The organism is Pseudomonas sp. YQ_6 (assembly GCF_043103245.1).
Classification (GTDB): Bacteria; Pseudomonadota; Gammaproteobacteria; order Pseudomonadales; family Pseudomonadaceae; genus Aquipseudomonas; species Aquipseudomonas alloputida.
The window spans coordinates 1-26,566 of sequence record NZ_JBICJR010000023.1; the positions used below are offsets into that span (position 1 = coordinate 1).

Here is a 26,566-nt window from a genome sequence, read left to right on the forward strand (position 1 = left end):
ATTGTGGGAGCGGGCGAGCCCGCGAAGGGCCGCAAGGCGGCCCCGGTTCATTCAATCGTATTGATACCCGCCTGCCACTCCTGCCTGAGCCATAAGTCTCGAACCAGGACCCAAGCAGGTACCGGGACCAAATCACCGGGCCACACCCTCCCGCCCCAAAGCACTCGCCACCCCACGCCAAAGCAGCGTTTCTGGCAGTTTGCCCCCTTCTGATAATCGCCTCCGACATCCCGTCCCCGTTTGGAGCGCGCCATGCACAACAACAATAAGCACCTGCCGCCTCGTTTTCTCGCAGCCGCCATCGCCAGCTTTTCTGCGCTTGGCCTGAGCAGCGTCGCCGAAGCCGAGATCATGCTGTACGACAAGGATCAGACGACGTTTTCCACCGATGGCTATATCAACGCCTTCTACGTCAACAGCGAGGTCGACCGTGAGGGCGAGCAGTTTGACCGCCGCCAGTCGCGGGTGAAGATGGGCTTCTTGCCCAACTACCTCGGCTTCAACATGGGCAAGCAGGTGGATGACCTGAAGCTCGGCGCGCGTGCCTCGTTCTGGGTAACCATCAACGACAGTGAAACCAACGGCACCGACACCGCCATCGACGTGCGCCAGTTCTATGGCACGGTGGCCAACCCCGAGTGGGGCGAGGTGCTGATCGGCAAGGACTTCGGGCTGTTCGCCCGTTCCAACATCCTGCTCGACGAACTGCTGGCCGGCTATGGCCAGGTCAGCGACACCCTGGGGCTGGTGGACGGCGGCGGGGTGTCGTTCGGCAACATTGGCAGCGGTTACCCATACCCGTTCCCTACCTCACAGATCACCTACCGTACGCCAGTGATGGAGGGCCTACGGGTGGCGGTGGGCATCATGGACCCGGTGGACACCAACGACAGCAGCCCGACCGGAAAGGCCTACCAGGAAAACCCACGCACCGAGAGCGAGATCACCTACCAGTTCGACCTCGGTGGCGCGCAGATCTACAGCTGGGTCAACGGCAGTTACCAGACCTCGGACAATACTGACTCCACGGTAGAAACGATCACTTCCAAGGGGGTGGGTTACGGGGTGCAGGCAAAGATGGGCGGCTGGTCGCTGACCGGCTCGGGGTTCCAGGCCAAAGGCATCAACCCGTTCTTCACCAACAATGCCGGCGAACCGGTTTTGCGCAATGTCGACAGTGATGGCTACCTGCTGCAGGGCTCGTACAAGTTCGGCAAGAACCGCGTGGCGCTGTCCTATGGCAAGACCAAGGACGATGGCAACGGTGCGGTTGGCAGCGGCGCGGACTACGAGACCCGGGGTGTGGCGCTGTTCCATGACATCAACGACAACCTGAAACTGGTTGCCGAGTACAACCAGTTTTCCATCGACGGGCATGACACCAGTGCGCAGAACGAAGACACCGATACCTTTGCGGTGGGCGCGGTGTTGACCTGGTAAGTGGCCGGGGCCGCAACGCGGCCCCGAATGACGCGGTCTTTTACGCCCATGGAACCGCCCACCCGCTACCCAAGTAGCATTCGTCACCCGCCACCCGCTCCTTAAACTGATCACTCAGCCACCCCGTGCCGGAGACCACGATGCAGCAGGCTCATAACGACGGTGTGGTCAGTGCCATGTCTCAGGCTACCGACGCACGGCTGGCCGCTCAGGACCTGGCGCGGCAGTTGCTGCACCCGCACCTGGGTTTCGTGTTGTTCTTCTGCTCCGCCGAATACGACTTGCAGGCTTTGGGCGAAGCATTGGAACAGGACTTTGGCGGCATACGCCTGGTCGGCTGCACCAGCGCCGGTGAAATCACCCCGCTGGGCTACGGCCGCAATTGCGTGACGGCGGTGGGCTTCGATCACCGGCACTTTTCGATCGCCACCGCGTTGATCGATGAGATGGAGCGCTTCAGCCTGATCGACGCGCAGCAGATGGTCGAGCGGCTGGTCGGCACCTGCCGCAGCAATACCCTGGCGCCAATCAAGGGCCACAGCTTTGCACTCACGCTGCTCGATGGCTTGTCCAGCCGCGAGGAGATGGTGCTTGCCGCACTCAGCGCAGCACTGGGGGATATCCCGCACTTCGGCGGCTCGGCCGGTGACGACAATTACCTGAACCGCACCCATGTGTATTACGGCGGTGCATTCCACAACGGCGCAGCCGTGGTGGTGCTGGTCAACACCTGGCTCGACTTCGAAGTGTTCACCACGCATCACATCCTGCCGCGCCAGGAAAAGCTGGTGGTAACCGGTGCCGACAGCGCCCAGCGCCGGGTTTTCGAACTGAATGCCGAGCCGGCGGCCGAGGAATATGCCCGCCACATCGGTGTGCCCGTGGCTGCGCTCGATCACCGGGTGTTCGCCGCCCACCCGCTGGCCGTGCGCATTCATGATCAGTACTACGTGCGGGCGATCCAGCAAATGCACCCTGACCTCAGCTTGAGCTTCTACTGCGCGGTGGAGAACGGCATCGTGCTCACGGCCATGACCCCGGGCCCGCTGTTGCCGAACCTGCACCAGCTGTTCGATGGCTTGCACCAGCGTCTCGGACCATTGCTGCTGACCATCGGTTGTGATTGTTTCCTGCGGCGGCTGGAACTGGAGGCCCATCACGGCCTGGAGCCGGTCGGCGCGTTCCTGCGCGAGCAACGGGTGATTGGCTTCAACACCTACGGAGAACAGTTCAATGGCATGCACATCAACCAGACCTTCACCGGGGTCGCCATTGCCCGCAACCGGCCTCCTGTCGGTCGCTGAACTGCAGGCCGAGCTGACCCGGCTGCAGCATCAGAACCACAAGCTGCAGCGCATCAATGACGCACTGATCGAGCGCATCGAGTCGGGCGTGACCCGGGGCAACGACCCATACGCCGCGTTCCAGCATTCGGTGGTGCTGGCCGAGCAGGTGCGCGAACGCACCGATGCGCTGAACCAGGCCATGGCCGAACTCAAGGCGGTCAACCGGCTGCTCAGCGAGGCCCGGCAGCGGGCCGAGACTGCCCACCAGCACCAGATTCGTCTGATTACCGACAACGTCCCGGCGTTGATCGCCTACCTGAACGCCGATCTGGTCTACGAATTCACCAACAAGGTTTACGAAGAGTGGTATTGCTGGCCGCATGGTGTGATGCTGGGCCAGAGCCTGCGCGAGGCCCACAGCGAGCAGCATTACCGGCGCCTGGAAGGCTATGTGGCGCGGGCGCTGGCGGGGGAGAGCGTAACGTTTGAATTTGCCGAGACCAATATCAACGGCCAGGAGCGCTATATGCTGCGCTCCTACGTGCCGAACCGCCTGGCCAGTGGCGAAGTGGTGGGCATCTTCGTGCTGATCCGCGACATCACCGAGCGGCGCAACACCGCACAGGCGTTGCACCAGGCGTATCAGCACCTGGAGCAACGGGTGCGCGAGCGCACTGCCGAACTGACCAGTCTCAACGACCAGTTGTTGCGCGAAATCGAAGAGCGCAGCCAGGCCGAGTCGCGTCTGCGCGAGGCCAAGCGCGAGGCCGAGCAGGCCAACCTGTCGAAAACCAAGTTCCTGGCTGCGGTCAGCCATGACCTGCTGCAACCGCTGAACGCGGCGCGGCTGTTCACCAGTGCGTTGCTCGAGCGCGACGAGCCGCAAAACGCTGCCCACCTGGTGCGAAATGTCAGCAATTCGCTGGAGGATGTGGAAAACCTGTTGGGCACCCTGGTGGATATTTCCAAGCTCGATGCCGGGGTGATCAAGGCCGATGTCGCCCCGTTTGCCCTCCACGAACTGATGGACAACCTGGCTGCCGAATACGCCCAGGTAGCGCGTAGCGAAGGGTTAGAGCTGCATTTTGTGGGGTGTTCTGCCGTCGTGCGCAGTGACATCCAGCTGCTGGCACGCATCCTGCGCAACCTGCTCAGCAATGCCATCCGCTACACCCGCAGCGGGCGCGTGGTGCTGGGGTGCCGGCGCCAGCGCGGTGGCGTGCGGATTGAAGTATGGGACAGCGGCATCGGCATTGCCGAAGAACACCTGGAAGACATGTTCCTGGAGTTCAAGCGGGGTGATGTGCAGCGCCCGGACCAGGACCGTGGGCTGGGCCTGGGCCTGGCAATCGTGGAGAAGATCGCCGGCATCCTCGGCCACCGGATCCGCGTGCGTTCATGGCTGGGCAAAGGCTCGGTGTTCGCTGTCGAGGTGCCGCTGAGCGCCACTGCACCCAAGGCCCAGGCGAGCCAGGTGATCTGCGAGCCGATGCTCGAACGCCTGCGTGGGGCGCGGGTGTGGGTGCTGGATAACGATGCGGCGATTTGCGCGGGCATGCGCACCTTGCTGGAAGGTTGGGGCTGCCGGGTGGTCACTGCGCTGTCGGAGGAAGACCTGGCGCGCCAGGTGGACAACTACCACGCCGAGGCCGACCTGCTGATTGCCGACTACCACCTGGACAACGACTGCAATGGTGTCGACGCCGTAGCGCGGATCAATGCCCGCCGTGCCCAGCCGCTACCGGCGCTGATGATCACTGCCAACTACAGCAATGATCTCAAGCAGCAGATCCGCGAGCTGGGTCACACACTGATGCACAAGCCCGTACGGCCGATGAAGCTCAAGACGGCGATGAGCCATCTACTGGCCAGTGGCGTGGCATAGCGGTTGGCCGCTTCGCGGGTTGACCCGCGAAGCGGCTGGAACAGGTCAACGGCGCAGATAATCAGCAAAATCGATATCGCCGGCACTGAGGATGGCTTGTACCCGGTTGTGCACATTGAGCTTGCGCAAGATCGCCGAAACGTGGGCCTTGACGGTGGTTTCGGCGATGTCCAGCGTGTAGGCGATCTGCTTGTTCGATTCGCCTTTGGTCATGCGCTCGAGCACCAGCAGTTGCTTGCGGGTCAGGGCCTGGAGCATTTCCGGCGGGAAGCTCGGAGCATCGTTATGGCGCCGGCTGGTACTGCTTTTCTGCGCGCGGATGATGTCTGGTGGCAGGTAGACATTGCCATTGAGGATCTGCTCGATCGCTTCGATCATCTGTGAGCGTGGCGACGACTTGGTGATGAAACCCACGGCACCGTAGGTAATGGCCTGCAGCACGATCTGTTTTTCCTGCTCGGCCGAAACGATGACCACCGGCGTGGTCGGCGCCTCGTTGCGCAGGGTGATCAAGCCATTGAGGCCGTGCATGCCGGGCATGTTCAGGTCGAGCAGGATCAGGTCGAGGTCGTCATGCGCCTGGGTCAGGGCCAGGGCGCTTTCAAGGTCGGCGGTCTCCATGACCTCGCTGCCCTGGAAGCCATCGCTGATGACGTTGTGGATGGCTTCGCGAAACAGGGGGTGATCGTCGGCAATCAGAATTTTGTACATGGCCTTTTCACCTTGTTTTTATTGGATGGAGCGGGGCACGCATACGCAGGCATTTCAGGGGAACGGCACCGGTTGTGCCGGCTGCAATGGCAGGTTGGCTTGCTGCCAGGCATCCAGGCCGTCGCGGTACCAATACAGGTTGTTATAGCCCAAGGCTTTCGCGCGTTTTACCGCGTTCCAGCTTAACCAGCAATCGGAGCGGCAGTAAAAGACCAGTGGTTGGTCCGGGTGCCCGGCCGTGGCTTTTTGCAGGTTACGCACGAAGTAGTCCTGCCATGCCGGGTTCAGTTCGCCGTCGCCGGTGTTGGCCAGCCACAGGCTGCCGGGGAGGTTGCTGTGCGGTTCGTCTTCTATGAAGCGACCTTGCAGCCATTGACGGCGATAGACGTCGATCAGCACCGGCCGGGGCGTCTGGCTCAGCAGGCCTTGCAAAGTGGCGGTGTCGATGACCTGGCCGCCTTCGACCTGTTGCGGGGGCGGGCTGCGGTAGTGCGTGGTGCGATAGCCGTCGGCGGAGAACAGCGGCGCCGTGTCAGCCTGGGCGATACCTAGCGTCAGGCTCAGCGAAAGTACCGCCATCAAAGGGCGTGGCAGCCGGGGCAGGGCACGTGGCATGGCGGTTTTTCCTTTTTGTTATGGACTCATTACATGCCAGTGGCGGTGCTTTGTGAATGCGACGATAGACAGTAAATGCAGTACTAAAGTAGTAGATGGCCAGGCGCCTGAAGGCATGGAGACGCCCTAGGTGTGGGAGCGGCCTTGTGTCGCGAAAGGGCTGCGCAGCAGCCCCGGCAATGTGTGCGGTGCAGCTGAAATCTAGGGGCCGCTTTGCGGCCCAATCGCGACACAAGGCCGCTCCCACACACTATCCGCGTTGCACGCCAGGTTTTCAGCGCGGCTTGCGCAGCGCTGCATGCTGGGGGTTGAAGGTGAGGATCGCCAGCAGGGTGAACAATGCGGTCAACCCCAGGCACACCGCCAGCGCCAGCAGGTTCAACCGCTCATAAAGTGCAAACCGCACCAGCTCTACGGCATGAGTGAACGGGTTCACAGCACACATCCAGTACAACCACTGGCTGGCCTCGCGCATTTTCCACAACGGGTACAGCGCCGACGACAGGAAGAACAGCGGGAAGATCACGAAGTTCATCACCCCGGCAAAGTTCTCCAGCTGGCGGATGGCGTTCGACAGCAATAGCCCCAGGGCACTGAGCATGAAGGCCACCAGCAGCAACGCTGGCAGCGCCATCAGCAAGCCTGCAGCCGGTGGCTGTACCCCGTATAACCAGGCGATGGCGAGGAAGGCATAGACTTGCAGCAGGGAAATCAATGAAGTTGCCAGCAGTTTGCTGCCTAGCAGGAACGGGCGTGGCAGCGGGCTGGTCAGCAACACGCGCATGCTGCCCATCTCGCGGTCGTAGACCATCGACAGCGAGCCCTGCATGCCGTTGAACAGCAGAATCATGCAGGCCAGGCCGGGGATGATGTACACCTCGTAGGGGATGTAAGTGTCGTAGGGCTCGATGATGGCAATGCCCAGCGCTGCGCGAAAGCCGGCAGCGAACACCAGCAACCACAGCAGCGGGCGCACCAGCGCGCTGAGCAGGCGTGTACGCTGCAGCACGAAGCGCAGCCATTCGCGCAGCATGATGCCGTTGAAACATTGCCAGTAAGCGTTCATCGGGCGTGGGCTCCTGAGGGGGCGTTGGTCAAGCGGGCAAAGGCGTTATCGAGGTCGCCGCCGTGCTCAAGGCTCAGCGCATCGGCCGTGCCACTGGCCACCAGGCGCCCCTGATGCAGAATCAACAGGTCATCGCTGGGCTGCACTTCGTCCAGCAGGTGAGTGGCCCACAGCACACTGAGCTGCTGCTCGCGGCACAACCGGCGCAGGTGCTGGTTAAGCGCCAGGCGGCTGGCCGGATCGAGGCCGACGCTGGCTTCGTCCAGCAGCAGCAGGCGCGGTTCATGCAGCAGCGCGCGGGCAATTTCCACCCGCCGCCGATGGCCGATGTTCAGCTCACGCACACGATCGCGCCGGCGTTCGCCAAGGCCTTGGCGGGCCAGTTCGGCTTCGACCCGCAGGTTGCTCTGGCGCCGCGACAGGCCATGCAAGGCGGCGTGGTAGCGCAGGTTCTGCTCAACGCTCAGGTCCAGGTCCAGGGTGCTTTGCTGAAACACCACACCCAGCTGGCGCAAGGCCGGGCGTGCAGCGTTGCGTAGCGAGCAGCCGCACACGCGGATGTCGCCATGCTGCAGGTCGTACAGGCGCGTGAGCAGGGCGATCAAGGTCGACTTGCCGGCACCATTGGGGCCCAGCAATGCGGCGAAGCGCCCGGGTGCCAGGCTGAAACCGACCTGCCGGAGTGCCTCGCGCTGGCCATAGGCAAAGCTCACGTCACTGACGTCGAGGGCATTCATGGTGTCACCACCACGCCCCAGGGGTAGCGCCCGACCTTCACCGACTTGAGCACTTTGAGCTGCTTCGCATCGATGACCGAAACGTCACCGCTGACACCGTTGGTGGCCAGCAACTGGCTCTGATCCGGGGTGAATGCCAGCTGCCAGACCCGCCGCCCGACCAGCAGGTAGTCGAGCACATCAAAGGTCTTGGCATCGATCACCGCCACGTGGTTGGCCGGGCCCAAGGCGACGAAGGCGTACTTGCCATCGGCGGTGAGCTTGATGCCCACTGGCTGGACTTTGTCCGGGTGCACGCCCTTGATCTGGAAATTCAGGGTTTTCAGCACCTGGCGCGTGGCCACGTCAAGTATGGTCACCGTGCCGCCGATTTCTGCCGAGGCCCACAGGCGCGAACCGTCTTTGCTGAACTCGACGAAGCGCGGGCGCTGGTCGACCAGCGTGCTGTCGGCCAGGGTCTGGGTGCTGGTGTCGATCCAGTGCAGCATGTTGGTGGTTTCGCTGGTGTTGACCGCCCACTTGCCGTCGGGGCTGACCGCCATGCCTTCGGGTTCGATGCCGACTTCGATCTGCCCGAGCACCTTGTCGGTGACGGTGTCGATCACCGTCACCAGCGCATCGTCCTCGTTGGACACATACAGCCAGCGGTCGTTGGGGTGCAGGGCGAACTGCTCGGGGTCCTTGCCGGAAGGCAGCTCCTTGATGATCTTGCGGGTGGCCACGTCCATCACCTGCACCCGGTCCGAATCGCTGGCGCAGATGTACAGCAGCTTGTTGTCGTGTGACAGCAGCAAGCCACGCGGGCGCTGGCCCACCGGCAGGGTTTCGGTGACTTCCAGCGTTTGCAGGTCGATCAGGCTGAGGCTGTTGTCCTTCTCGTTGGAGACCCAGGCGGTGGCAGCCATGGCGTGACTGCTGGCCAGCGCCAGGGCGCCCGACAGCAGGCTGGGGTAAAGCAGGGCCCGGTGAAAGAGGGGGCGGCGCATGGCGAATTCCTTATTGTTGTGGTTGTCGGGTCAGGGGTAGCTACACGTCACTTCGGGCTTGTCGTAGCCCAGGCTGTCCATTTCGTTGAAGGGATGCAGGAAGCCTTCCTGCGGCGAGGTGCTGACCAGGGCGCGGGGCTGAACCAACGGGATCGGCTGGCGCAGTTCGCCGTTCCACGGGCGGTAACTGAGCTTGCGCCCCTTGAAGCCGTCCAGCGGCAACTGCTCGCTGAGCAGCAGTTGCTGAACCGCGCGAGGTTCGGCCAGGCGCAGCTTGCTGGCTGCACTGGCGACACTGCGCACAGCCATCCAGGCGGCGAAGTCACGGTCATTCATCCAGCGCCCGGCCTGGGCCTCGAAGCGTTTTTGCAACTGCGCCGCCCCAAAGGTTTCCACCGTCTTGTGCCAGCCCGTGGGGGTCAGGCCCTGGGTACCGGCCACCGGGCGTGGATACCACGTCTGGTAGGGCAGGTACTCCCCGAAGTCACCGCGCTCGTCTGCCACCAGCACCACGTCGTACTCGGCAGTCTGGGTGAACAGCGGCATGTCGGCCTGGGCGCTGCGGCGCTGGTCGTTGTCGAAGGTCCAGGTTTTTTCCGCGACCAGTTGCACGCCAAAGCGCTTCATAGACCGGCGTAGGGCAGCGGCGTAAGCCTGGTCGTCCGGGGTCTGGCCGACCACCAGCAATGCCCGTTGCCATTTGCGCAGCACCAGGAACTGCGCCAAGGCGTCGGCCAGCATGGCCCGGCTCGGCAGGCTGTGCAGGACATTGCCCAGGCACTGGCTGCTGCGCAGGCTGTCGTCGGGGCTGCCGGCGTTGAACAACAGGCTGTCGGGCAGGGCGGCAGACAGCGCACGCAGGCTGGCGGCCGGGGCATTAACCACGAACAGGCGCAGGCCTTGTTCATGCTGGGCCCTGGCGGCTTGCAGCAGGGCCTCGGGGCTGTCGACATTGGCGCTGGTCAGCTGAAACTGCTGCTTCAGGAAGCGTCCGGTGCTGTTGCTGTCGACAATGGCCAGTTCGGCACCTTGGAGCCCGGCATCGCCGGGTTCGGGGATGACATTGGACAGCAGCGGGCCAGCGGCGGGGCGATAGCCCAGGTAGCCGATGTGTATCTGCAGCTGGGCTGCGGCCTGGCCCTGAGCGGCGGGCGCCAGGGGCGTAGCCAGCGTTGCGGCCAAGGCCAGCAGGCAGGTCAAGGCAAGGTGGGCAGGCTGGCGCATAACACACTCCACGGCAGATGGCGCCAGCATAGGAAGCCCGCCGGGAGGGGGGAATATGCAGAAAGTAGCGCTCGGCCGGTACCAAGGTAGTAATTCAGTGCGGGGGCCGCAGTTTTACGATGGTCCACAACGGCCTGAGGAGAACCGCTTGTGCGCCTTGTCAACTTGTCGGCCCTGTGGCGAGTCAACCTCTGGGTCACGTTGTGCTTCGCCTTGGTGACGCTGGCTTGTGCCGGGGTGCTGTTGCATCAGGCGGTGGCCGACGTCGAACGTGAGTTGCAGTCAGCCGAAGCCGTGGTGGCATACCTGGGCGACACCGCCGAACGCGACCCGGCAAACCTGCAGCCCGGCTTGACCAAGAGCCTGCGCCATGTGCGGGTGCATTGGCTGGCAGCGGGTGAGGTGCCAAGGCTGCCGCAAGAGGCCGGTATCGATGCCTGGCTCGGCCGCCAGTTGTTCGGCGAGCGCTACCACAGCAGCCGGCTGCTGGACTTGAGTGATGGCCGCCGCGTGTTGATTGCCGTGGATGCGCGGGATGAAATCGATGAAGTCTGGGACTCCCTGCAACAACTGCTTGGCGTTTGTGGCCTGGCGTTGTTGCTGAGCTTGCTGACCATCCGCTGGGCGGTACGGCGGGCCATGGGCCTGCTGGATGAGCTGCTGGGGGCCTTGCACCAGGTCTCAGGCGGGCAATTGACGGCACGCCTGCGCGAGGCCGGCCTGCCGGAAGTGCGCCAGTTGGCCAAACACTTCAACCGCATGGCTGCAACCCTGGAGCAGGCCCAGGCCGACAATGCCCAGCTGACCCAGGCCCTGCTGGCGGTGCAGGAGCAGGAGCGTACCCAGCTGGCGCAGACCCTGCACGATGATCTGGGGCAATACCTGGCAGGCATGCGTGCCCAGCTATGCCTGCTGCGTATGGTGGCCGAGGAGCCAGAAGTGGTGACCCAGACGGTGCAGGCCCTTGAACTCAACTGCGAGCGCCTGCAGCAAGGTTTTCGCGCGCTGGTGCACAACCTGTATCCGGTGGCGCTGCACTACATGCCGCTGGCCGAGGCCTTCGGACTGTTGGTGAGCCAGTGGCAGGCCACCCAGGGCATCGAATGCCGGTTGCGGGTTGGCGAGCACTTGCCGGCGCTGACTGGGCCGAGCAGAACGCATTTGTACCGCTTGCTGCAGGAGGCGTTGACCAACGTCGCCCGGCATGCCGGTGCCAGCCAGGTGCGGGTGCGCCTGCAGCGCAGTCCCAAGGGCTTGCGCCTGTTCATTCGCGACAACGGCTGCGGCGCCCACCAGCCCCAGCGCCCAGGGGTAGGCCTGCACTCGATGGCCGAGCGCGCCCGCAGCCTTGGAGGGGAGTTACGCATTTTCAGCCGCCCGGGCGGTGGCTGGGCGCTGGCCCTTAACATTCCCGAGGAGGTGTGATGAATATCGTGTTGGTCGATGACCACGCCGTGGTGCGCCAGGGCTACGCCAGCTTGCTGCGGGCGGTGCTGCCATTGGTGCAGGTGCGTGAGGCCGCCAGTGGTGAAGAGGCGCTGGCCAGGGTACAGGAGCAGGTGCCCAACCTGGTGATCATGGATTTTGGCCTGCCTGGTATCAGTGGCCTGGAAACCACTCGCCGCCTGCGCCAGCGCCTGCCGCAATTGCGGGTGCTGTTTTTCAGCATGCACGACGAGCTGCCGCTGGTGCGCCAGGCGCTGGATGCGGGGGCTTCGGGCTACCTGACCAAGAACTCGGCGCCCGAGGTGCTGATCGAGGCGGTGCAGCGGGTGTTGGCTGGGCATGCCTACATCGAGCAGCCCCTGGCCACCCAGCTGGCTTGCCTGTCACAGCAAAGTACCAGTGACCCGCGGTTGCAGCGCATGACCCAGCGCGAACTGGAGATATTCACGATGCTGGCCAAGGGAACCCCGGCGCGGGTGATTGCCGAGCAGTTGTGTATCAGTGCCAAGACCGTGTCCAACCACCTGACCTTGCTCAAGAGCAAGTTGCAGGTCAGCTCGCATGCCGAGCTTGTGCATTTGGGGATTGATCTGGGGGTGGTGCGGGTGGCGGGGTGAGGTATTTCATTGCACCTGTTGGGGCTGCGTCGCAGCCCACCGAGCACAACGTAATGAGTCCACCCCCGACATGTGTCCACCCCCGATCTGTGTGTAGGAGCGGGTTTACCCGCGAATACGGTGGCGGCTGCGACGGTGAACGGCAGGTGGAAATTGGCCAGCAGGCCCGGACCTTCGCGGGGGAACCCGCGCCTACAGACCTCTCATTTGTCCCAGGTTTCAGGGCACCCCTTGCACCCCTCCATGTTGGCCTCCTGAAAATTCCCGTAATGCTGCCGCGCCCCGCGCAAATCGGCGCGTGCCAGGTTGCTCTGGCCAAACTTGGCCTCCTGCAGGTTGGCATCCCCCAGGTTGGCCTCTTGCAGGTCAGCCTTGCTCAACCAGGCCATCTCCAGGTCCGCCGCCTGCAAGTTGGCCTGCTGCAGCTTTGCCCCGGACAGCCTGGCGAACTGCAGGTAGGCTGCGCGCAGGTCCGCCTTTTCAAACTGTGCGCCCTGGGCGAACAAGCCCCAGCCTTGAATGGCCACCAGCCTGCTGTTGCTCAGGTCAGCCAGGCGCAGATTGCTCTGTTGCAGGCTGGCGCGGGTCAGGTTGGCACCTTGCAGGCGGGCTTTTTCCAGATTTGCCAGGTCCAGCTGAGCATGACGCAGGTCGGCATCGCGCAGGTCGGCACCGGCCAGGTTCATCTTGCGCAGGTCCTGGTTGGCCAGGTTGGCGCCGCGCAGGTTGGCCCCCGGGCACTGGCTGGCTTCGGCAATCACGCAGCCGTTGATGATCAAGGGGGTATCGGTGCCGGCGTCGTCGGCGTTCACTGCCAGGGCAGGGGATAGCGCCAGCAGCAAGGTCAAGGGCAGGTAATTCATGGCAAAAGCCTCTGGGCAGGAGAAGGGCAGAAACGGGGAGGGGCGAAGGCCGCTCCCCGCTGCAGGTCAACGCTGTGCAGTCTTGTTGTCCCAGCTCGGGATCTTGAACACCCAGAACGAACCACCCTGGGCCACCGGTTTGGTCAGCTCGGCCATGTCGCCGCCCCACAGCGGTACCGCACCGCCGTAGCCCACGGTCACGCCGATGTACTGCTCGCCGTCCTGTTCCCAGGTGATGGGCGGCGAGACGATGCCGCTGCCGGTCTGGAACTTCCACAGCTCTTTGCCCGTCTTGGCGTCGAAGGCCTTGAAGAAGCCGTCGCCGGTGCCGGTGAATACCAGGTTGCCCTTGGTCGCCAACACACCGGCCCATAACGGCAGGTGTTCCTTGTGCTCCCAGACCAGCTTGCCGGTGGTCGGATCCATGGCGCGCAACGTGCCGACATGGTCGTCGTACATGCGCTTGATCCGGAAGCCCATGCCCAGGTAAGCCGAGCCCTTCTTGTAGTTCACTTCCTCGGTCCAGTATTCCTCTTTCCACTGGTTGCCGGGGATGTAGAACAGCCCGGTGTCCTGGCTGTAGGCCATGGGGTTCCAGTTCTTGCCGCCCAGGAACGGTGGCGAGACTTCCACCGGCTTGCCCTTGGTTTCACCCGGCAGCGGCTTGGCCGGGCGTTGGCCGGGGTTTTCCACCGGGCGGCCGGTCTTCAGGTCGATATGGCTGGCCCAGGTGATGTTGTCGACGAAGGGGAAGGCGTTCTGCAGTTTGCCGTTGTTGCGGTCGACCACATAGAAGAAGCCGTTGCGGTCGGCGTGCGCGGTGGCCTTGACCACGTTGCCGTTCTTGTCCTTGTAGTCGAACAGCACCAGCTCGTTGTTGCCGGAGAAGTCCCAGGCATCGTTGGGGGTGTGCTGGTAGAACCATTTGACCTCGCCGGTGCTCGGGTCGACGCCGACCTGGCCGGAGGTGTACAGGCTGTCGAAGTCATGCGGGTTGCCGTCTTTCGACGTGCGCGCCCAGGTATTCCAAGGGCCGGGATTGCCGGCGCCGACAATGATGGTGTTGGTTTCGGGGTCGAAACTGGCGCTTTGCCAAGGGGCGCCGCCGCCGTGGCTCCAGGCTTCGACCTTGCCGGTTTCGGTGGTCGGGTCGTCTGGCCAGGACGGCGCCTTGACGTCGCCGGTCGGGGTGCTGTCCTTGCCGTTCAGGCGGCCCATGTGGCCCTCGACGAAGGGCCGCATCCACACCTCTTCGCCGGTGTCCGGGTCGCGCGCGAACAGCTGGCCGACCACGCCGAACTCATCGCCGGAGCTGCCGTGGATCAACAGCACCTTGCCGCTGGTCTTGTCCTTGATCAGCACTGGCGCACCGGTCATGGTGTAGCCGGCGCTGTGGTCGCCGAACTTCTTGTTCCACACCACTTTGCCGGTGCGCTTGTCGAGGGCGATGACACGCGCGTCGAGGGTGCCGAAGTAGATCTTGTCACCGTAGATCGCCGCCCCGCGGTTGACCACGTCGCAGCAGGGACGAATGTTGTCGGGCAGGCGGTGGTTGTAGGTCCACAGGCGTTTGCCGGTCTTGGCATCAAGGGCGAATACCCGCGAGTACGAGCCGGTGACGTAGACCACGCCATCGCTGACGATGGCCTGGGATTCCTGGCCGCGCTGCTTCTCGTCGCCGAAGGAGTAGGACCAGGCCGGGGTCAGCTTGAACACGTTCTTGTCATTGACCTGGGCCAGCGGGCTCCAGCGCTGGGCATTGGTGCCCATGCCGTACTGCAGCACGTCCCGGGTGGTCAGGTGGTCATTGGCGATGTCTTCCCAGGTGACGTTCTTGCCGGCAGGTGCAGCGGGTGTGCTGGCCGCTGTTGCCACATTGCCCAGGGCCAGGCTACCGGCCATCAGCAGGACGCGCACGCTCAGGGCCAGAGGGGAAAGGGCGGGTAGCGATCTTATTGTCATGGTTGCAGTTCCCAGTGGAGGTTTTGGCCAGCACAGGGTGGGGCGCAGCGGCTGTCGCGGGATACGGAAAAAGTCCCGCCCTTGCCGGGAATAGTTCCCGCACGGCACCTCAATTGGCCTTTCGCCACAAGCCCTACTACCAAGGGATTAAGGCCCGGCCACCAAAGCAGCATTCGGCCGCCCGCGGGCTGTTTCTAAGATGGCGGCACGGCCTCTGTGGTTGAGGCTTTGTGTGCAATGGTGAGGGCATAACAATGACAACAAAATGCAATGTGTTGCTTGCTGCTGGGTTGCTGGCCGCAGCCGTGCTGACCGGTACAGCCTGGGCCCATGGCAACGTGGTGCCCCAGGCAGTGGAGACCAAGGGCCTGACCCCGATCAAGGACACTGGCGTGAGCCTGGACGGCGACGGCTGGGCCGCGGTCAACCCGTACCGCAGCTCGCCCGAGCACGACAAGGCCGTGGAAATCGGCGCCTCGGCCTACAACCAGAACTGCGCTGCCTGTCATGGCCTGGAGGCCAAGTCGGGTGGTATCGCGCCTGACTTGCGCATGCTCGACGCGGGTGATGCCGGTGATGAATGGTTCGTCGAGCGGGTACGCCACGGCGCGGTTCGCGACGGCCGCGTGTACATGCCGAAGATGGCCGATTACCTCAGCCAGGAAGCCCTGTGGGCGGTGCGCACCTACCTCGACAGCGTGCACGTCGAGGAGTGACGGCCATGCGTCTGTGGGCGGTGCTGTTGAGTGGCCTGCTGCTGTGTTGCGCGGCGGCCCAGGCGCAGGTGCGCAACTATGACGCGATCATCGCTGCCGGCGAGCTCAAGGTGGCTGTGTACAAGGATTTCGCCCCCTACAGTTTCCAGGACCACGGCCAGCCGCGTGGTGTCGATGTGGAGCTGGCGCAGGCCCTGGCCACCGCCTTGGGGGTACGCCTGCAACTGATCTGGGCGCCACCCGGAGAAAAGCTCGACGATGACCTGCGCGACTACATCTGGCGTGGCAGCCCGCTGCGTCATCAGCAATTGGCCGACCTGATGATGCGGGTGCCTTACGATCGCGCCTACGCGCAGCGGCGCAATGAGCTGGGGGAGCTGGAAAACGCCCAGGTGGTGATGTTCGGCCCCTATCAGCAGGAGCGTTGGCAGGTGGCCTACGATCGCCGTCGCCTGGCCTCGGTGGCCAGTGTCGCGGTATTCCAGCAGCACCCTATCGGGGTAGAGGTGGACAGCGTGCCATCGTTCTACCTGACGTCGGTGTTCAACGGCATGCTCAGCGCCAGGACCCACCATTACCCCAGCGTGCAGCAGGCATTTGCTGCGATGCAGGCCGGCCAGGTAGACGCTGTGATGGCGATGCGCGGCGAGGTTGACTGGCAGCTGCACCAGGCCGCCGATGCGCAACTGGCCTTGGCAGAGAACGCCTACCCGAACCTCGGTAAACAGGCCTGGGAAATCGGCATGGCCGTGCATGAAAGCAACCGGCAGTTGGCTTATGCCGTGGAGGAGGCCATGGAAGCGATGATTCGCGATGGCCGGCTCAAGGCGATGTATGCCGCCTACGGCCTGCGTTACGAGGTCCCGGAGATGTATCAATAGGAGTGCCCATGAACTGGCGAGCAACTTTCCTGCTGGCTTGCTGGATGCCCTGGGCCGCCCAGGCTGCGACACAAGGCACCCACACAGACCCGGTGCCTTCTGTGATGTGGGACTTCTACCACAAGCAGTTGCTGGGGCAGGCGGCGTTCGTGTTCGATGACCGTGTGAAGCTTCTGGCGCCGCCCTTTGCCGAGGATGCACGGCAGGTACCGCTGGAGATCGACGCCCGGGCGTTCACGGGCGATGTCGTGCGGATTATCGCTTGGGCAGAACTGAACCCTCTGCCGCGTATCGTCGACTTTCAGCCTGGCGAGCGCGTGTTGCCCTGGTTGTCGATCCGCATCCGCATCGAACAGGCCACACCGTTGCGCGCCGCCGTACTGACACGCGATGGCCTGTGGCACGTCGGTTCGACCCTGATCGATGCTGCCGGCGGCGGTTGTACCGCACCCAGCGTGGTGCGCACCCAGCCCGGCTGGGAGGAGCACCTCGGTGAGGTACTGGGCGGGCGCTACCCGCGTGGCGACAGTAGCCGCCTGCGCCTGCAGGTGGCCCACCCGATGGATAACGGCCTGGTCAGCGGCATTCCTGAATTCTTTCTCAACCATGCCGAGTTGCAAGGTGCAGATGGCCAGCGCCTGGCCAGCCTGGAGCTGTACCCGGCGGTCAGCGAAAACCCCAACCTGGGCTTTGACATTCAGGGCCCTGGGCCAACACGGCTGCTGTTGCGGGACAACAGCGGCAACCAGTTCGAGGCGGCGCTGCCCTGAGCGCGTTGTCTGATTTCACCCTGACCAGAGGCACCGTCATGCGTTGGATCCTGCTGTTGCTGCTGTGCCTGGGACTGCCGGCCCAGGCTGATCTGGCGTACCGGCTTACCCCCCGGCAGATCGCCGAGGGCACCTGGTTGCTGGAAGGCAGCACCGACAATTTCGCCAAGGCCAATGGCGGTAATGTGGTCAACACCGCGTTCATCGTGACCGACATCGGTGTGGTGGTGATCGACAGCGGGCCATCGAAGGGCTATGGCGAGGCATTGCGCAAGGCAATTTCCACCCTCACCGACAAGCCGGTAGTGGAGGTGCTGCTGACCCATCATCATCCTGACCATGTGCTGGGCAACCAAGCCTTTGCCGATGTGCCGATCGGTGCCCTGGCCGGCACCCGCGACCTGCTGCGCCAGCAGGGCGATGCCATGGCCGAAAACATGTATCGCCTGGTCGGCGACTGGATGCGCGGTACCGAGGTGGTGCTGCCGACCCGGGTGCTGCAGCCGGGTGTGCATGAGGTGGGTGGGCACCGCCTGAGGTTGCTGGGGCTGGGCGGGCATACGGGTGCCGACCTGGCGATTTTCGATGAAAAGACCGGCGTGCTGTTTGCCGGCGACCTGGTGTTCTACCAACGCGCCCTGACCACGCCCAACAGCCCGGGGCTGGATGTGTGGCTCAAGGACCTGGATACCCTGCAGGCACTGCCCTGGAAACAGCTTGTACCCGGGCATGGCCCGTTGGCCAGTGATGCGCAGCCGTTCGTGCAGATGCGTGACTACCTGGGCTGGCTCGATGGCCTGATGCGTGATGGCGCGGCGCGCGGCGACGACATGGCCGAGATGATCCGCAGCCCCATTCCCGAACGGTTTGCCGGGATCAGCCTGACGCGTTATGAGCTGATCCGCAGTGTCAGCCACCTGTACCCGCGTTACGAGCGCCAGCAGTTGCAGCGCTTGCCATGACATTTACGGTGCCTGTGAGCCCCCGCACCGCCCGCGCAGCGCTCTATGGCTGCACCCATCCATCGCGCAGGCCCCTACCAAGGAACTAGAAAACTCCGCACTGCGAGCAATTGTTGGCAATCGGGTCGGGACCAAGAATTCCCGACACACCGGGAAATTTTCCCGGGCACAACAAAAAAACCAAAGGTAGCCGTCATGACCCGATCCCCACGTCGCCCCTTGTTCGCCGTGAGCCTGGTGCTCAGCGCCATGCTGCTTGCCGGCGCCGCTCACGCCGCTGTCAGCAATGAAGAAATCCTCCAGGACCCGAAGAACCCGCAGCAGATCGTGACCAATGGCCTGGGCGTCCAGGGCCAGCGCTACAGCCCGCTGGACCTGCTCAATGTCAATAACGTCAAGGAACTGCGCCCGGTCTGGGCATTCTCCTTTGGCGGGGAGAAGCAGCGCGGCCAGCAGGCCCAGCCGCTGATCAAGGACGGGGTGATGTACCTGACCGGCTCCTACTCGCGGGTGTTCGCCGTGGACGCCCGCACCGGCAAGAAACTGTGGCAATACGATGCACGTCTGCCGGATGACATCCGCCCCTGCTGCGACGTGATCAACCGCGGCGTCGCGCTGTACGGCAACCTGGTGTTCTTCGGCACGCTGGACGCCAAGCTGGTGGCTCTGAACAAGGACACCGGCAAGGTGGTCTGGAGCAAGAAGGTCGCCGACCACAAAGAAGGCTACTCCATCAGCGCCGCGCCGATGATCGTCAATGGCAAGCTGATTACAGGCGTTGCCGGCGGCGAGTTCGGCGTGGTGGGCAAGATCCAGGCGTACAACCCGGAGAACGGCGAGCTGCTGTGGATGCGCCCCACCGTGGAAGGGCACATGGGCTATGTGTACAAGGACGGCAAGGCGATCGAGAACGGTATTTCCGGCGGTGAGGCGGGCAAGACCTGGCCTGGCGACCTGTGGAAGACCGGCGGTGCCGCCCCTTGGCTGGGTGGTTACTACGACCCGGAAACCAACCTGATCCTGTTTGGTACCGGTAACCCGGCACCGTGGAACTCGCACCTGCGCCCCGGTGACAACCTGTACTCCTCCTCACGCCTGGCACTGAACCCGGACGACGGCACCATCAAGTGGCACTTCCAGAGCACGCCGCATGACGGCTGGGACTTCGACGGCGTCAACGAGCTGATCTCGTTCAACTACAAGGACGGCGGCAAGGAGGTCAAGGCTGCCGCCACGGCCGACCGCAACGGTTTCTTCTACGTGCTCGATCGCACCAACGGCAAGTTCATCCGCGGCTTCCCCTTCGTGGACAAGATCACCTGGGCCACTGGCCTGGACAAGGACGGCCGGCCGATCTACAACGACGCCAGCCGCCCGGGCGCCCCCGGCAGCGAGGCCAAGGGCAGCTCGGTGTTCGTCGCGCCGGCCTTCCTCGGCGCCAAGAACTGGATGCCGATGGCCTACAACAAGGACACAGGGCTGTTCTACGTGCCGTCCAACGAGTGGGGCATGGACATCTGGAACGAAGGCATCGCCTACAAGAAAGGTGCGGCGTTCCTCGGAGCCGGTTTCACCATCAAGCCGCTCAACGAAGACTACATCGGCGTGCTGCGCGCCATCGACCCGGTCAGCGGCAAGGAAGTGTGGCGCCACAAGAACTACGCGCCGCTGTGGGGGGGTGTGCTGACCACCAAGGGCAACCTGGTGTTCACGGGCACGCCAGAGGGCTTCCTGCAGGCATTCAACGCCAAGACCGGCGACAAGGTCTGGGAATTCCAGACTGGCTCAGGCGTGCTTGGCTCGCCCGTCACCTGGGAAATGGACGGCGAGCAATACGTTTCGGTGGTATCCGGCTGGGGCGGCGCGGTGCCGCTGTGGGGCGGCGAAGTGGCCAAACGGGTCAAGGACTTCAACCAGGGCGGCATGCTCTGGACCTTCAAGTTGCCCAAGCAGTTGCAGCAAACGGCAAGCGCCAAGCCATAACGCCTGCCTACTGCCGCTTGCTGCCGCTGATCGGTAGCAAGCGGCCCTAGGCTCTGACGAAAAGCCTTGATACTTGTTCATGCTGCGTTGAAAACCGCCTCGGAGTGCTCATGTACTCCAGTACAGTCGGGCGCGACCCCGGCCGTTCCTCGGCTGTTTTCGCCTTGCCTGACCTGCGTCTCAAGACTTTTCGTACAGAGCCTGCTACCAAATGACGAGAGCCCCGCTGCCAACGATGCATTCGCCCGGCACGCGGGCTTGTTACCATCGGTGCATCGCCTGTCGTGGGACAGGCACCGACCCGCAGAGGCTCAGCATGATCTACGCACAACCCGGAACTCCAGGCGCCGTCGTATCCTTCAAACCCCGTTATGGCAACTTCATCGGTGGCGAGTTCGTGCAGCCGTTGGCTGGCCAGTACTTCACCAACAGCTCGCCGGTCAATGGCCAGCCGATTGCCGAATTCCCGCGCTCCACAGCCCAGGACGTCGAGCGCGCCCTGGACGCCGCGCATGCCGCCGCCGAAGCCTGGGGCAAGACCTCGGTGCAAGACCGTGCGCGGGTACTGCTGAAAATTGCCGACCGCATCGAACAGAACCTGGAAGTGCTGGCGGTTACCGAAAGCTGGGACAACGGCAAGGCCATACGCGAAACCTTGAATGCCGACGTGCCGCTGGCAGCGGACCACTTCCGCTATTTTGCCGGTTGCATCCGCGCCCAGGAGGGTGGCGTAGGCGAGATCAACGAAGGCACCGTGGCTTATCACATCCACGAGCCGCTGGGCGTGGTGGGGCAGATCATCCCGTGGAACTTCCCGCTGCTGATGGCCGCATGGAAGCTCGCCCCGGCCTTGGCCGCTGGCAACTGCGTGGTGCTCAAGCCCGCTGAGCAGACGCCGCTGTCGATTACCGTCTTTGCCGAACTGATCGCCGACCTGTTGCCGGCAGGCGTACTGAACATCGTCCAGGGCTTTGGCCGTGAGGCCGGCGAGGCGCTGGCCACCAGCAAGCGCATTGCCAAGATCGCTTTTACCGGGTCCACTCCGGTGGGCTCGCACATCATGAAGTGCGCGGCCGAGAACATCATCCCGTCCACCGTCGAACTGGGTGGCAAGTCGCCGAACATTTTCTTCGAAGACATCATGCAGGCCGAGCCGGCATTCATCGAGAAGGCTGCCGAAGGCCTGGTGCTGGCGTTCTTCAACCAGGGCGAGGTGTGCACCTGCCCGTCACGGGCGCTGATCCAGGAGTCGATCTACGAACCGTTCATGGCCGAGGTGATGAAGAAGATCGCCAAGATCACCCGCGGCAACCCGCTGGATACCGAAACCATGGTGGGTGCCCAGGCGTCCGAGCAACAGTACGACAAGATCCTTTCGTACCTGGAGATTGCCCGGGAGGAGGGTGCGCAGCTGCTCACCGGCGGTGGTGCCGAGCGCCTGCAGGGTGACCTGGCCAGCGGCTACTACATTCAGCCAACCCTGCTCAAGGGCAACAACAAGATGCGCGTGTTCCAGGAAGAAATCTTCGGGCCGGTGGTGGGCGTGACCACCTTCAAGGACGAAGCCGAAGCGCTGGCGATCGCCAACGACAGTGAATTCGGCCTGGGCGCCGGCCTGTGGACCCGCGACATCAACCGTGCATACCGCATGGGCCGCGGGATCAAGGCCGGGCGAGTGTGGACCAACTGCTACCACCTGTACCCGGCGCATGCGGCGTTCGGGGGGTACAAGAAGTCCGGTGTTGGCCGTGAGACCCACAAGATGATGCTTGACCATTATCAGCAGACCAAGAACCTGCTGGTGAGCTACGACATCAATCCGCTGGGCTTCTTCTAAACCGCGTCGCGGCCCTTCGCGGGCTCGCCCGCTCCCACAGGTTCACCGCTGGTTCCAGAACCGGTGCAGAACCTGTGGGCGCGGGTTTGCCCGCGAAGAGGCCCGCACACGTAACGGCCTACCCGTACCAACGCACCCCGCCAGCTCGTTCCAAAGTAGCATTCGGTCCGCTCCGCCCCCGTGCATTAATGCTTCTACCGGAATCCTCCGGCACAAGAAGAGGACTTGCCCTATGTGGACTAAACCCGCCTATACCGACCTGCGCATTGGCTTCGAAGTGACGATGTATTTCGCCAACCGTTGATGACGGCCCGGCCATCGCCACGGTGGCCGGATCCTCCTGGAGCATGTGCCTGTGAACCTGATTGATCGCCAGCAGGCCCTTGCCTTGGGGCGAGGCTTGCGCCTGGACTGGGAGCCACGGAAGGCTTGCCACGTGCTGTTGTACGCTGGGGGCATCATCGAGCTCAATGCCAGTGCCGGCTGGGTCCTGGAGCTGCTGGACGGCCACAGTACCGTGGCAACGGTCATCGACCGCCTGGCACAACGCTTCCCCGATGTACCGGGGCTCGAAGAGGACGTACTGGCGTTTCTGGAGGTGGCCCGCGCCAAATCCTGGATAGAATGACCGGTAGCCCCGCTTTGGTCTGGTTGCTTTCGTGGTGGGATGCTTTACGCTGGCGGTTATCTTCCAGAACAATAAGAACAGGCTTACCGATGAGCCAGAGTTTCAGCCCCCTTCGCAAGTTCGTATCGCCTGAAATCATCTTTGGTGCCGGCTGCCGGCACAATGTGGCCAATTACGCCAAAACCTTCGGTGCGCGCAAGGTACTGGTGGTCAGCGACCCTGGCGTGATCGCCGCCGGCTGGGTGGCGGATGTGGAGGCCAGCCTGCAGGCCCAGGGAATCGACTACTGCCTGTACACAGCGGTATCACCCAACCCGCGGGTCGAGGAGGTGATGCTGGGCGCCGAGATCTATCGGCAGAACCACTGTGATGTGATCGTCGCCGTCGGTGGCGGCAGCCCGATGGATTGCGGCAAGGCCATCGGTATCGTGGTGGCCCATGGGCGCAGCATCCTCGAATTCGAAGGCGTGGACATGATCCGCGTGCCCAGCCCGCCGCTGATCCTGATCCCGACCACCGCCGGCACCTCGGCGGACGTGTCGCAGTTCGTGATCATTTCCAACCAGCAGGAACGCATGAAGTTCTCCATCGTCAGCAAGGCGGTGGTGCCGGACGTGTCGCTGATCGACCCGCAGACTACCCTGAGCATGGACCCGTTCCTGTCGGCCTGCACCGGCATCGATGCGTTGGTGCATGCCATCGAGGCCTTCGTGTCTACCGGCCACGGACCGCTGACCGACCCCCATGCGCTGGAAGCCATGCGCCTGATCAATGGCAACCTGGTGGAGATGATCGCCAACCCCACCGATATTGCACTGCGCGAGAAGATCATGCTCGGCAGCATGCAGGCGGGCCTGGCGTTCTCCAATGCGATTCTGGGCGCAGTGCACGCCATGTCGCACAGCCTGGGTGGCTTCCTCGACTTGCCCCATGGCTTGTGCAACGCGGTGCTGGTGGAGCACGTGGTGGCGTTCAACTACAGCTCGGCGCCGGAGCGTTTCAAGGTGATCGCCGAGGTGTTCGGTATCGACTGCCGCGGTCTCAATCACCGGCAGATCTGCGGGCGGCTGGTGGAGCACCTGATTGCCCTGAAGCATGCTATCGGCTTCCATGAAACCCTGGGCCTGCACGGGGTGCGCACCTCCGATATCCCGTTCCTGTCGCAACACGCGATGGACGACCCGTGCATCCTCACCAACCCCCGTGCGTCCAGCCAGCGTGATGTCGAGGTGGTCTATGGCGAGGCCCTCTGACGAGCAGCAGCGGGCGTTGGCCGGGCTGCTGGGGCTGGGTGACCACTCGGCGCGCAAAAGCCATTACCCGGAGCTGTCCGCCCGCCTGGACGAACTGGAAGCCGAACGCAACCGTTACAAATGGCTGTTCGAAAACGCCGTGCACGGTATTTTCCAAGCCAGCCTTCAGGACGGCATGCGCGCCGCAAACCCGGCGCTGGCGCGCATGCTCGGCTATGACGACCCGCAAGCGGTGCTTTTTTCCCTGACTGACCTGGCCGCCAACCTGTTTGATGGCGGTGCCGAGGAGTTACAGGCCATTACCGCGGTACTCGCCCGGGAGCACAGCCTGCACGGCTACGAAACTCGTCTGCGGCGCAAGGACGGCAGCCATCTCGATGTGCTGATGAACCTGCTGCTCAAACCCGGCCATGAAGGGCTGGTGGAGGGGTTTGTCGCCGACATTACCGAACGCAAGCTGGCCCAGCAGCGCCTGCAGCAGCTCAATGACGAACTGGAGCAACGGGTCGCTGCGCGTACCGATGAATTGCTGGAGGCGCGTGATGCCGCCGAAGCCGCCAACCGCAGCAAGGATAAATACCTCGCCGCCGCCAGCCATGACCTGCTGCAACCGTTGAACGCCGCGCGCTTGCTGATCTCGACCTTGCGCGAGCGGCCATTGCCAGAGGCCGAGCATGTGCTGGTGGAGCGTACCCACCAGGCCCTGGAGGGCGCGGAAGACCTGCTGACCGACCTGCTGGACATTTCCCGGCTCGACCAGGCGGCGGTAAAGCCGGATGTGGCCGTGTACCGTCTGGATGAGTTGTTCGCGCCGCTGGTTTCGGAGTTCAGCCCGGTGGCCGAGGCGGCGGGCTTGAAGCTGCACGCACGCATAGCCGACTACGCCATCAGTACTGACCTGCGGTTACTCACACGCATCCTGCGCAACTTCCTCAGCAACGCTTGCCGCTATACCGAGGAGGGGCGGATCCTGCTCGGGGCGAGGCGCCGCGGTGGTCATGTGCGGCTGGAGGTGTGGGATACCGGACGGGGCATTGCGCAGGACCGGCTGCAGGACATATTCCTCGAGTTCAATCAGCTGGATGTGGGGCGTGCAGCGGATCGCAAGGGCGTTGGCCTGGGGCTGGCCATCGTCGAGCGGATCGCCAAGATACTCGGTTACCGGATCGAGGTGCGGTCGTGGCCAGGGCGTGGCTCGGTGTTCAGCATCGAGGTGCCGATTGGCGAGCAGCTGCCGCAGGCTGTTCACCAGGCATTGCTGCAGCCAAGTGCCGGCAATCCATTGCCGGGCCGCCGCTTGTTGGTGCTGGATAACGAAGTGAGCATTCTCCAGAGCATGGGTGCCCTGCTTGGGCAGTGGGGCTGCGAGGTGGTCACCGCCACCGATCAGGAGGCGGCTTTGCTGGCGCTGCAGGGGCAGGCACCGGAACTGATCCTGGCGGATTTTCACCTGGACCACGGCGTGGTCGGATGTGAGGTGGTCAGGCACTTGCGCGAACACTTTGCCAGTCCCATTCCTGCCGTGATCATCACCGCGGACCGCAGTGACCAGTGCCGGCGATCATTGCAGAAACTTGGCGCGCCGTTGCTGAACAAACCGGTCAAACCGGGCAAGTTACGGGCGGTGCTGAGCCAGTTACTGGGGTAGGCCTTGATGCGGCCCCGCCCAGCGAACGCTGAGATCCGTTGACGCGCTGGCTGATCTGCTGAACAGGTTGAGTCGCTCAATGACTTGCACTGGATGAGTGGGCACATTCCACGAGCCAGTCGATCAACACCTGCAGGCGTTTGGGCATCGGGTCATGGTGCGGGTAGACCAGGTAATAACCATGGTTGGGGGTGTTGACGAACCCACCGAACGGCAGGACCAGTTCACCCTGTGCAATGCGTTCCCTGACCAGTTGTTCCCGGCCGATGGCGATGCCTGAGTGGTTCAGCGCCGCGAGTGTGCACAGATCGGAGCGATCGAATGTGAGGAATCGGCGCGGGAGGCTGATACCCGCACCTGTGGTGTTGGCCCAGAGCTGCCATTCAGCATCGAATGCAGCGTTGTCCCAGGCCGCTACGTCATGCAAGGCGGTGCAATGATCCAGCGGGTGCAGGTCACCGGTCAACGCATGGGTTTCTGCGTAACGGGGGGAGCACACCGGGGCGATCCGCTCGTCCATCAAGTGGATGCTCTGCAGCCCCGGGTGATGGCCATCCGAATAACACAGGACCAGGTCGATCTTGCGGGTGCGGTAATCGATGCTCTCGTTGCCCACCCTGATATCCAGCTGGATATCAGGGTAGCGGGCGGTGAACTGCGCCAGCCGCGGCACCAGCCAGCATTGTGCGACTGACGGGCGCACATACAACGTCAACTGGCCGGCGATTTCGGCGTGAGCACGTTCCTGCACGGCCTCGCTTAACTCATCCATGGTCCGTTGCATGACCGCGAACAGGCGCTCGCCGTCTTCGGTGAGGCTGACCTTGCGCGGCATGCGGTGGAACAGCTTGAGCGCCAGCTCATCTTCCAGGCGATTGATGCGGTGACTCACGGCACTGGCCGTCAGGCACAGCTCATCGGCGGCGCGCGAGAAGCTCAAGTGGCGTGCCGCCACCAGAAAGACATGCAGGCTGCCCAGGTGCGAGCCATTGAGTTTCACGGCGCCGCCGCCGGGCTTTTTCATTGATCAATCCTTCCTGCGCCGTGAGC

General features: G+C 63.5%; 24 protein-coding genes. 15 read left to right on the forward strand and 9 right to left on the reverse strand.

Going from position 1 to position 26,566, the window contains the following annotated elements:
* The first annotated feature begins 252 nt into the window (after positions 1–252).
* From ACF8FG_RS05670 to ACF8FG_RS05680, 3 genes are all read left to right on the forward strand, one after another.
* Positions 253–1,440 (forward strand): porin, encoded by a 1,188-nt coding sequence (locus tag ACF8FG_RS05670; RefSeq protein WP_010953581.1) that lies wholly within the window; start codon positions 253–255, stop codon positions 1,438–1,440.
* A gap of 140 nt (positions 1,441–1,580) precedes the next feature.
* Positions 1,581–2,744: a nitric oxide-sensing protein NosP gene (gene nosP / locus ACF8FG_RS05675; protein WP_014591394.1), complete on the forward strand. Its 1,164-nt coding sequence runs from the start codon at positions 1,581–1,583 to the stop codon at positions 2,742–2,744.
* Positions 2,713–4,611 (forward strand): NahK/ErcS family hybrid sensor histidine kinase/response regulator, encoded by a 1,899-nt coding sequence (locus ACF8FG_RS05680; protein WP_318081948.1) that lies wholly within the window; start codon positions 2,713–2,715, stop codon positions 4,609–4,611. Before nosP ends, ACF8FG_RS05680 begins: the two co-directional genes overlap by 32 nt.
* Positions 4,612–4,656: 45 nt before the next feature.
* Here ACF8FG_RS05680 and ACF8FG_RS05685 read toward each other — a convergent pair whose 3' ends face one another.
* The 6 genes from ACF8FG_RS05685 to ACF8FG_RS05710 form a co-directional block, all read right to left on the reverse strand.
* Positions 4,657–5,322, reverse strand: coding sequence for a response regulator transcription factor (locus tag ACF8FG_RS05685; protein WP_003254108.1), 666 nt, complete (start codon positions 5,320–5,322; stop codon positions 4,657–4,659).
* A gap of 54 nt (positions 5,323–5,376) precedes the next feature.
* Positions 5,377–5,937, reverse strand: coding sequence for a PQQ-dependent catabolism-associated CXXCW motif protein (locus ACF8FG_RS05690; protein WP_318081949.1), 561 nt, complete (start codon positions 5,935–5,937; stop codon positions 5,377–5,379).
* Positions 5,938–6,211: 274 nt separating this feature from the next.
* Complete coding sequence (locus ACF8FG_RS05695; RefSeq protein WP_267273119.1) at positions 6,212–7,003, reverse strand: ABC transporter permease; 792 nt, start codon at positions 7,001–7,003, stop codon at positions 6,212–6,214.
* The gene (locus ACF8FG_RS05700; protein WP_318081951.1) at positions 7,000–7,740 is read right to left on the reverse strand and encodes an ABC transporter ATP-binding protein; all 741 of its coding nucleotides are present in this window, start codon (positions 7,738–7,740) and stop codon (positions 7,000–7,002) included. Before ACF8FG_RS05700 ends, ACF8FG_RS05695 begins: the two co-directional genes overlap by 4 nt.
* On the reverse strand, positions 7,737–8,726 hold the full coding sequence (locus ACF8FG_RS05705) for a YVTN family beta-propeller repeat protein (protein ID WP_019436706.1): 990 nt from the start codon (positions 8,724–8,726) through the stop codon (positions 7,737–7,739). The genes ACF8FG_RS05700 and ACF8FG_RS05705 overlap by 4 nt, the downstream gene beginning before the upstream one ends.
* A 30-nt stretch (positions 8,727–8,756) precedes the next feature.
* Entirely contained in the window at positions 8,757–9,950 is a 1,194-nt protein-coding gene (locus ACF8FG_RS05710) for an ABC transporter substrate-binding protein (protein ID WP_135199140.1), read from the reverse strand.
* 150 nt (positions 9,951–10,100) lie between these two features.
* Here ACF8FG_RS05710 and ACF8FG_RS05715 point away from each other — a divergent pair, with 150 nt between their 5' ends.
* Both ACF8FG_RS05715 and ACF8FG_RS05720 read left to right on the forward strand, forming a co-directional pair.
* Entirely contained in the window at positions 10,101–11,375 is a 1,275-nt protein-coding gene (locus ACF8FG_RS05715; RefSeq protein ID WP_019436704.1) for a histidine kinase, read from the forward strand.
* The gene (locus ACF8FG_RS05720) at positions 11,375–12,013 is read left to right on the forward strand and encodes a response regulator transcription factor (protein ID WP_003254098.1); all 639 of its coding nucleotides are present in this window, start codon (positions 11,375–11,377) and stop codon (positions 12,011–12,013) included. Before ACF8FG_RS05715 ends, ACF8FG_RS05720 begins: the two co-directional genes overlap by 1 nt.
* A gap of 203 nt (positions 12,014–12,216) precedes the next feature.
* On the opposite strand, the gene ACF8FG_RS05725 is transcribed toward ACF8FG_RS05720, so the two are convergent.
* Positions 12,217–12,876: a pentapeptide repeat-containing protein gene (locus ACF8FG_RS05725; RefSeq protein ID WP_014591387.1), complete on the reverse strand. Its 660-nt coding sequence runs from the start codon at positions 12,874–12,876 to the stop codon at positions 12,217–12,219.
* Positions 12,877–12,942: 66 nt separating this feature from the next.
* Complete coding sequence (exaA, locus tag ACF8FG_RS05730) at positions 12,943–14,838, reverse strand: quinoprotein ethanol dehydrogenase (protein WP_014591386.1); 1,896 nt, start codon at positions 14,836–14,838, stop codon at positions 12,943–12,945.
* A 254-nt stretch (positions 14,839–15,092) separates the two neighbouring features.
* Here exaA and pedF point away from each other — a divergent pair, with 254 nt between their 5' ends.
* The 10 genes from pedF (at position 15,093) to ACF8FG_RS05780 (ending at position 25,516) form a co-directional block, all read left to right on the forward strand.
* Complete coding sequence (gene pedF, locus ACF8FG_RS05735; protein ID WP_010953594.1) at positions 15,093–15,554, forward strand: cytochrome c-550 PedF; 462 nt, start codon at positions 15,093–15,095, stop codon at positions 15,552–15,554.
* A gap of 5 nt (positions 15,555–15,559) precedes the next feature.
* Positions 15,560–16,435: an ABC transporter substrate-binding protein gene (locus tag ACF8FG_RS05740; RefSeq protein WP_014591385.1), complete on the forward strand. Its 876-nt coding sequence runs from the start codon at positions 15,560–15,562 to the stop codon at positions 16,433–16,435.
* 8 nt (positions 16,436–16,443) lie between these two features.
* Positions 16,444–17,205 (forward strand): quinoprotein dehydrogenase-associated SoxYZ-like carrier, encoded by a 762-nt coding sequence (locus ACF8FG_RS05745; RefSeq protein WP_019436701.1) that lies wholly within the window; start codon positions 16,444–16,446, stop codon positions 17,203–17,205.
* Positions 17,206–17,243: 38 nt separating this feature from the next.
* Positions 17,244–18,167 carry a quinoprotein relay system zinc metallohydrolase 1 gene (locus ACF8FG_RS05750; protein ID WP_318078552.1) on the forward strand — a complete coding sequence of 308 codons (924 nt, stop codon included), beginning with the start codon at positions 17,244–17,246 and terminating at the stop codon, positions 18,165–18,167.
* A 195-nt stretch (positions 18,168–18,362) separates the two neighbouring features.
* Positions 18,363–20,150, forward strand: coding sequence for a PQQ-dependent alcohol dehydrogenase PedH (gene pedH / locus ACF8FG_RS05755; RefSeq protein ID WP_019436699.1), 1,788 nt, complete (start codon positions 18,363–18,365; stop codon positions 20,148–20,150).
* A gap of 316 nt (positions 20,151–20,466) precedes the next feature.
* Positions 20,467–21,987 carry an aldehyde dehydrogenase family protein gene (locus ACF8FG_RS05760; RefSeq protein ID WP_003254088.1) on the forward strand — a complete coding sequence of 507 codons (1,521 nt, stop codon included), beginning with the start codon at positions 20,467–20,469 and terminating at the stop codon, positions 21,985–21,987.
* Between the two features lie 232 nt (positions 21,988–22,219).
* On the forward strand, positions 22,220–22,291 hold the full coding sequence (pqqA, locus tag ACF8FG_RS05765) for a pyrroloquinoline quinone precursor peptide PqqA (protein WP_003243383.1): 72 nt from the start codon (positions 22,220–22,222) through the stop codon (positions 22,289–22,291).
* Positions 22,292–22,342: 51 nt separating this feature from the next.
* Positions 22,343–22,615 (forward strand): pyrroloquinoline quinone biosynthesis peptide chaperone PqqD, encoded by a 273-nt coding sequence (gene pqqD, locus ACF8FG_RS05770; protein WP_014591381.1) that lies wholly within the window; start codon positions 22,343–22,345, stop codon positions 22,613–22,615.
* 89 nt (positions 22,616–22,704) lie between these two features.
* Positions 22,705–23,868 carry an alcohol dehydrogenase-like regulatory protein ErcA gene (ercA, locus tag ACF8FG_RS05775; RefSeq protein WP_014591380.1) on the forward strand — a complete coding sequence of 388 codons (1,164 nt, stop codon included), beginning with the start codon at positions 22,705–22,707 and terminating at the stop codon, positions 23,866–23,868.
* Positions 23,852–25,516, forward strand: coding sequence for a NahK/ErcS family hybrid sensor histidine kinase/response regulator (locus tag ACF8FG_RS05780; protein WP_318078557.1), 1,665 nt, complete (start codon positions 23,852–23,854; stop codon positions 25,514–25,516). Before ercA ends, ACF8FG_RS05780 begins: the two co-directional genes overlap by 17 nt.
* A 76-nt stretch (positions 25,517–25,592) precedes the next feature.
* Here the strand turns inward: ACF8FG_RS05780 and dsdC are convergent, their stop codons facing one another.
* A complete protein-coding gene (gene dsdC, locus ACF8FG_RS05785; protein ID WP_014591378.1) occupies positions 25,593–26,540 on the reverse strand; it encodes a DNA-binding transcriptional regulator DsdC in 948 nt (315 codons plus the stop codon).
* Between the last annotated feature and the right edge of the window lie 26 nt (positions 26,541–26,566).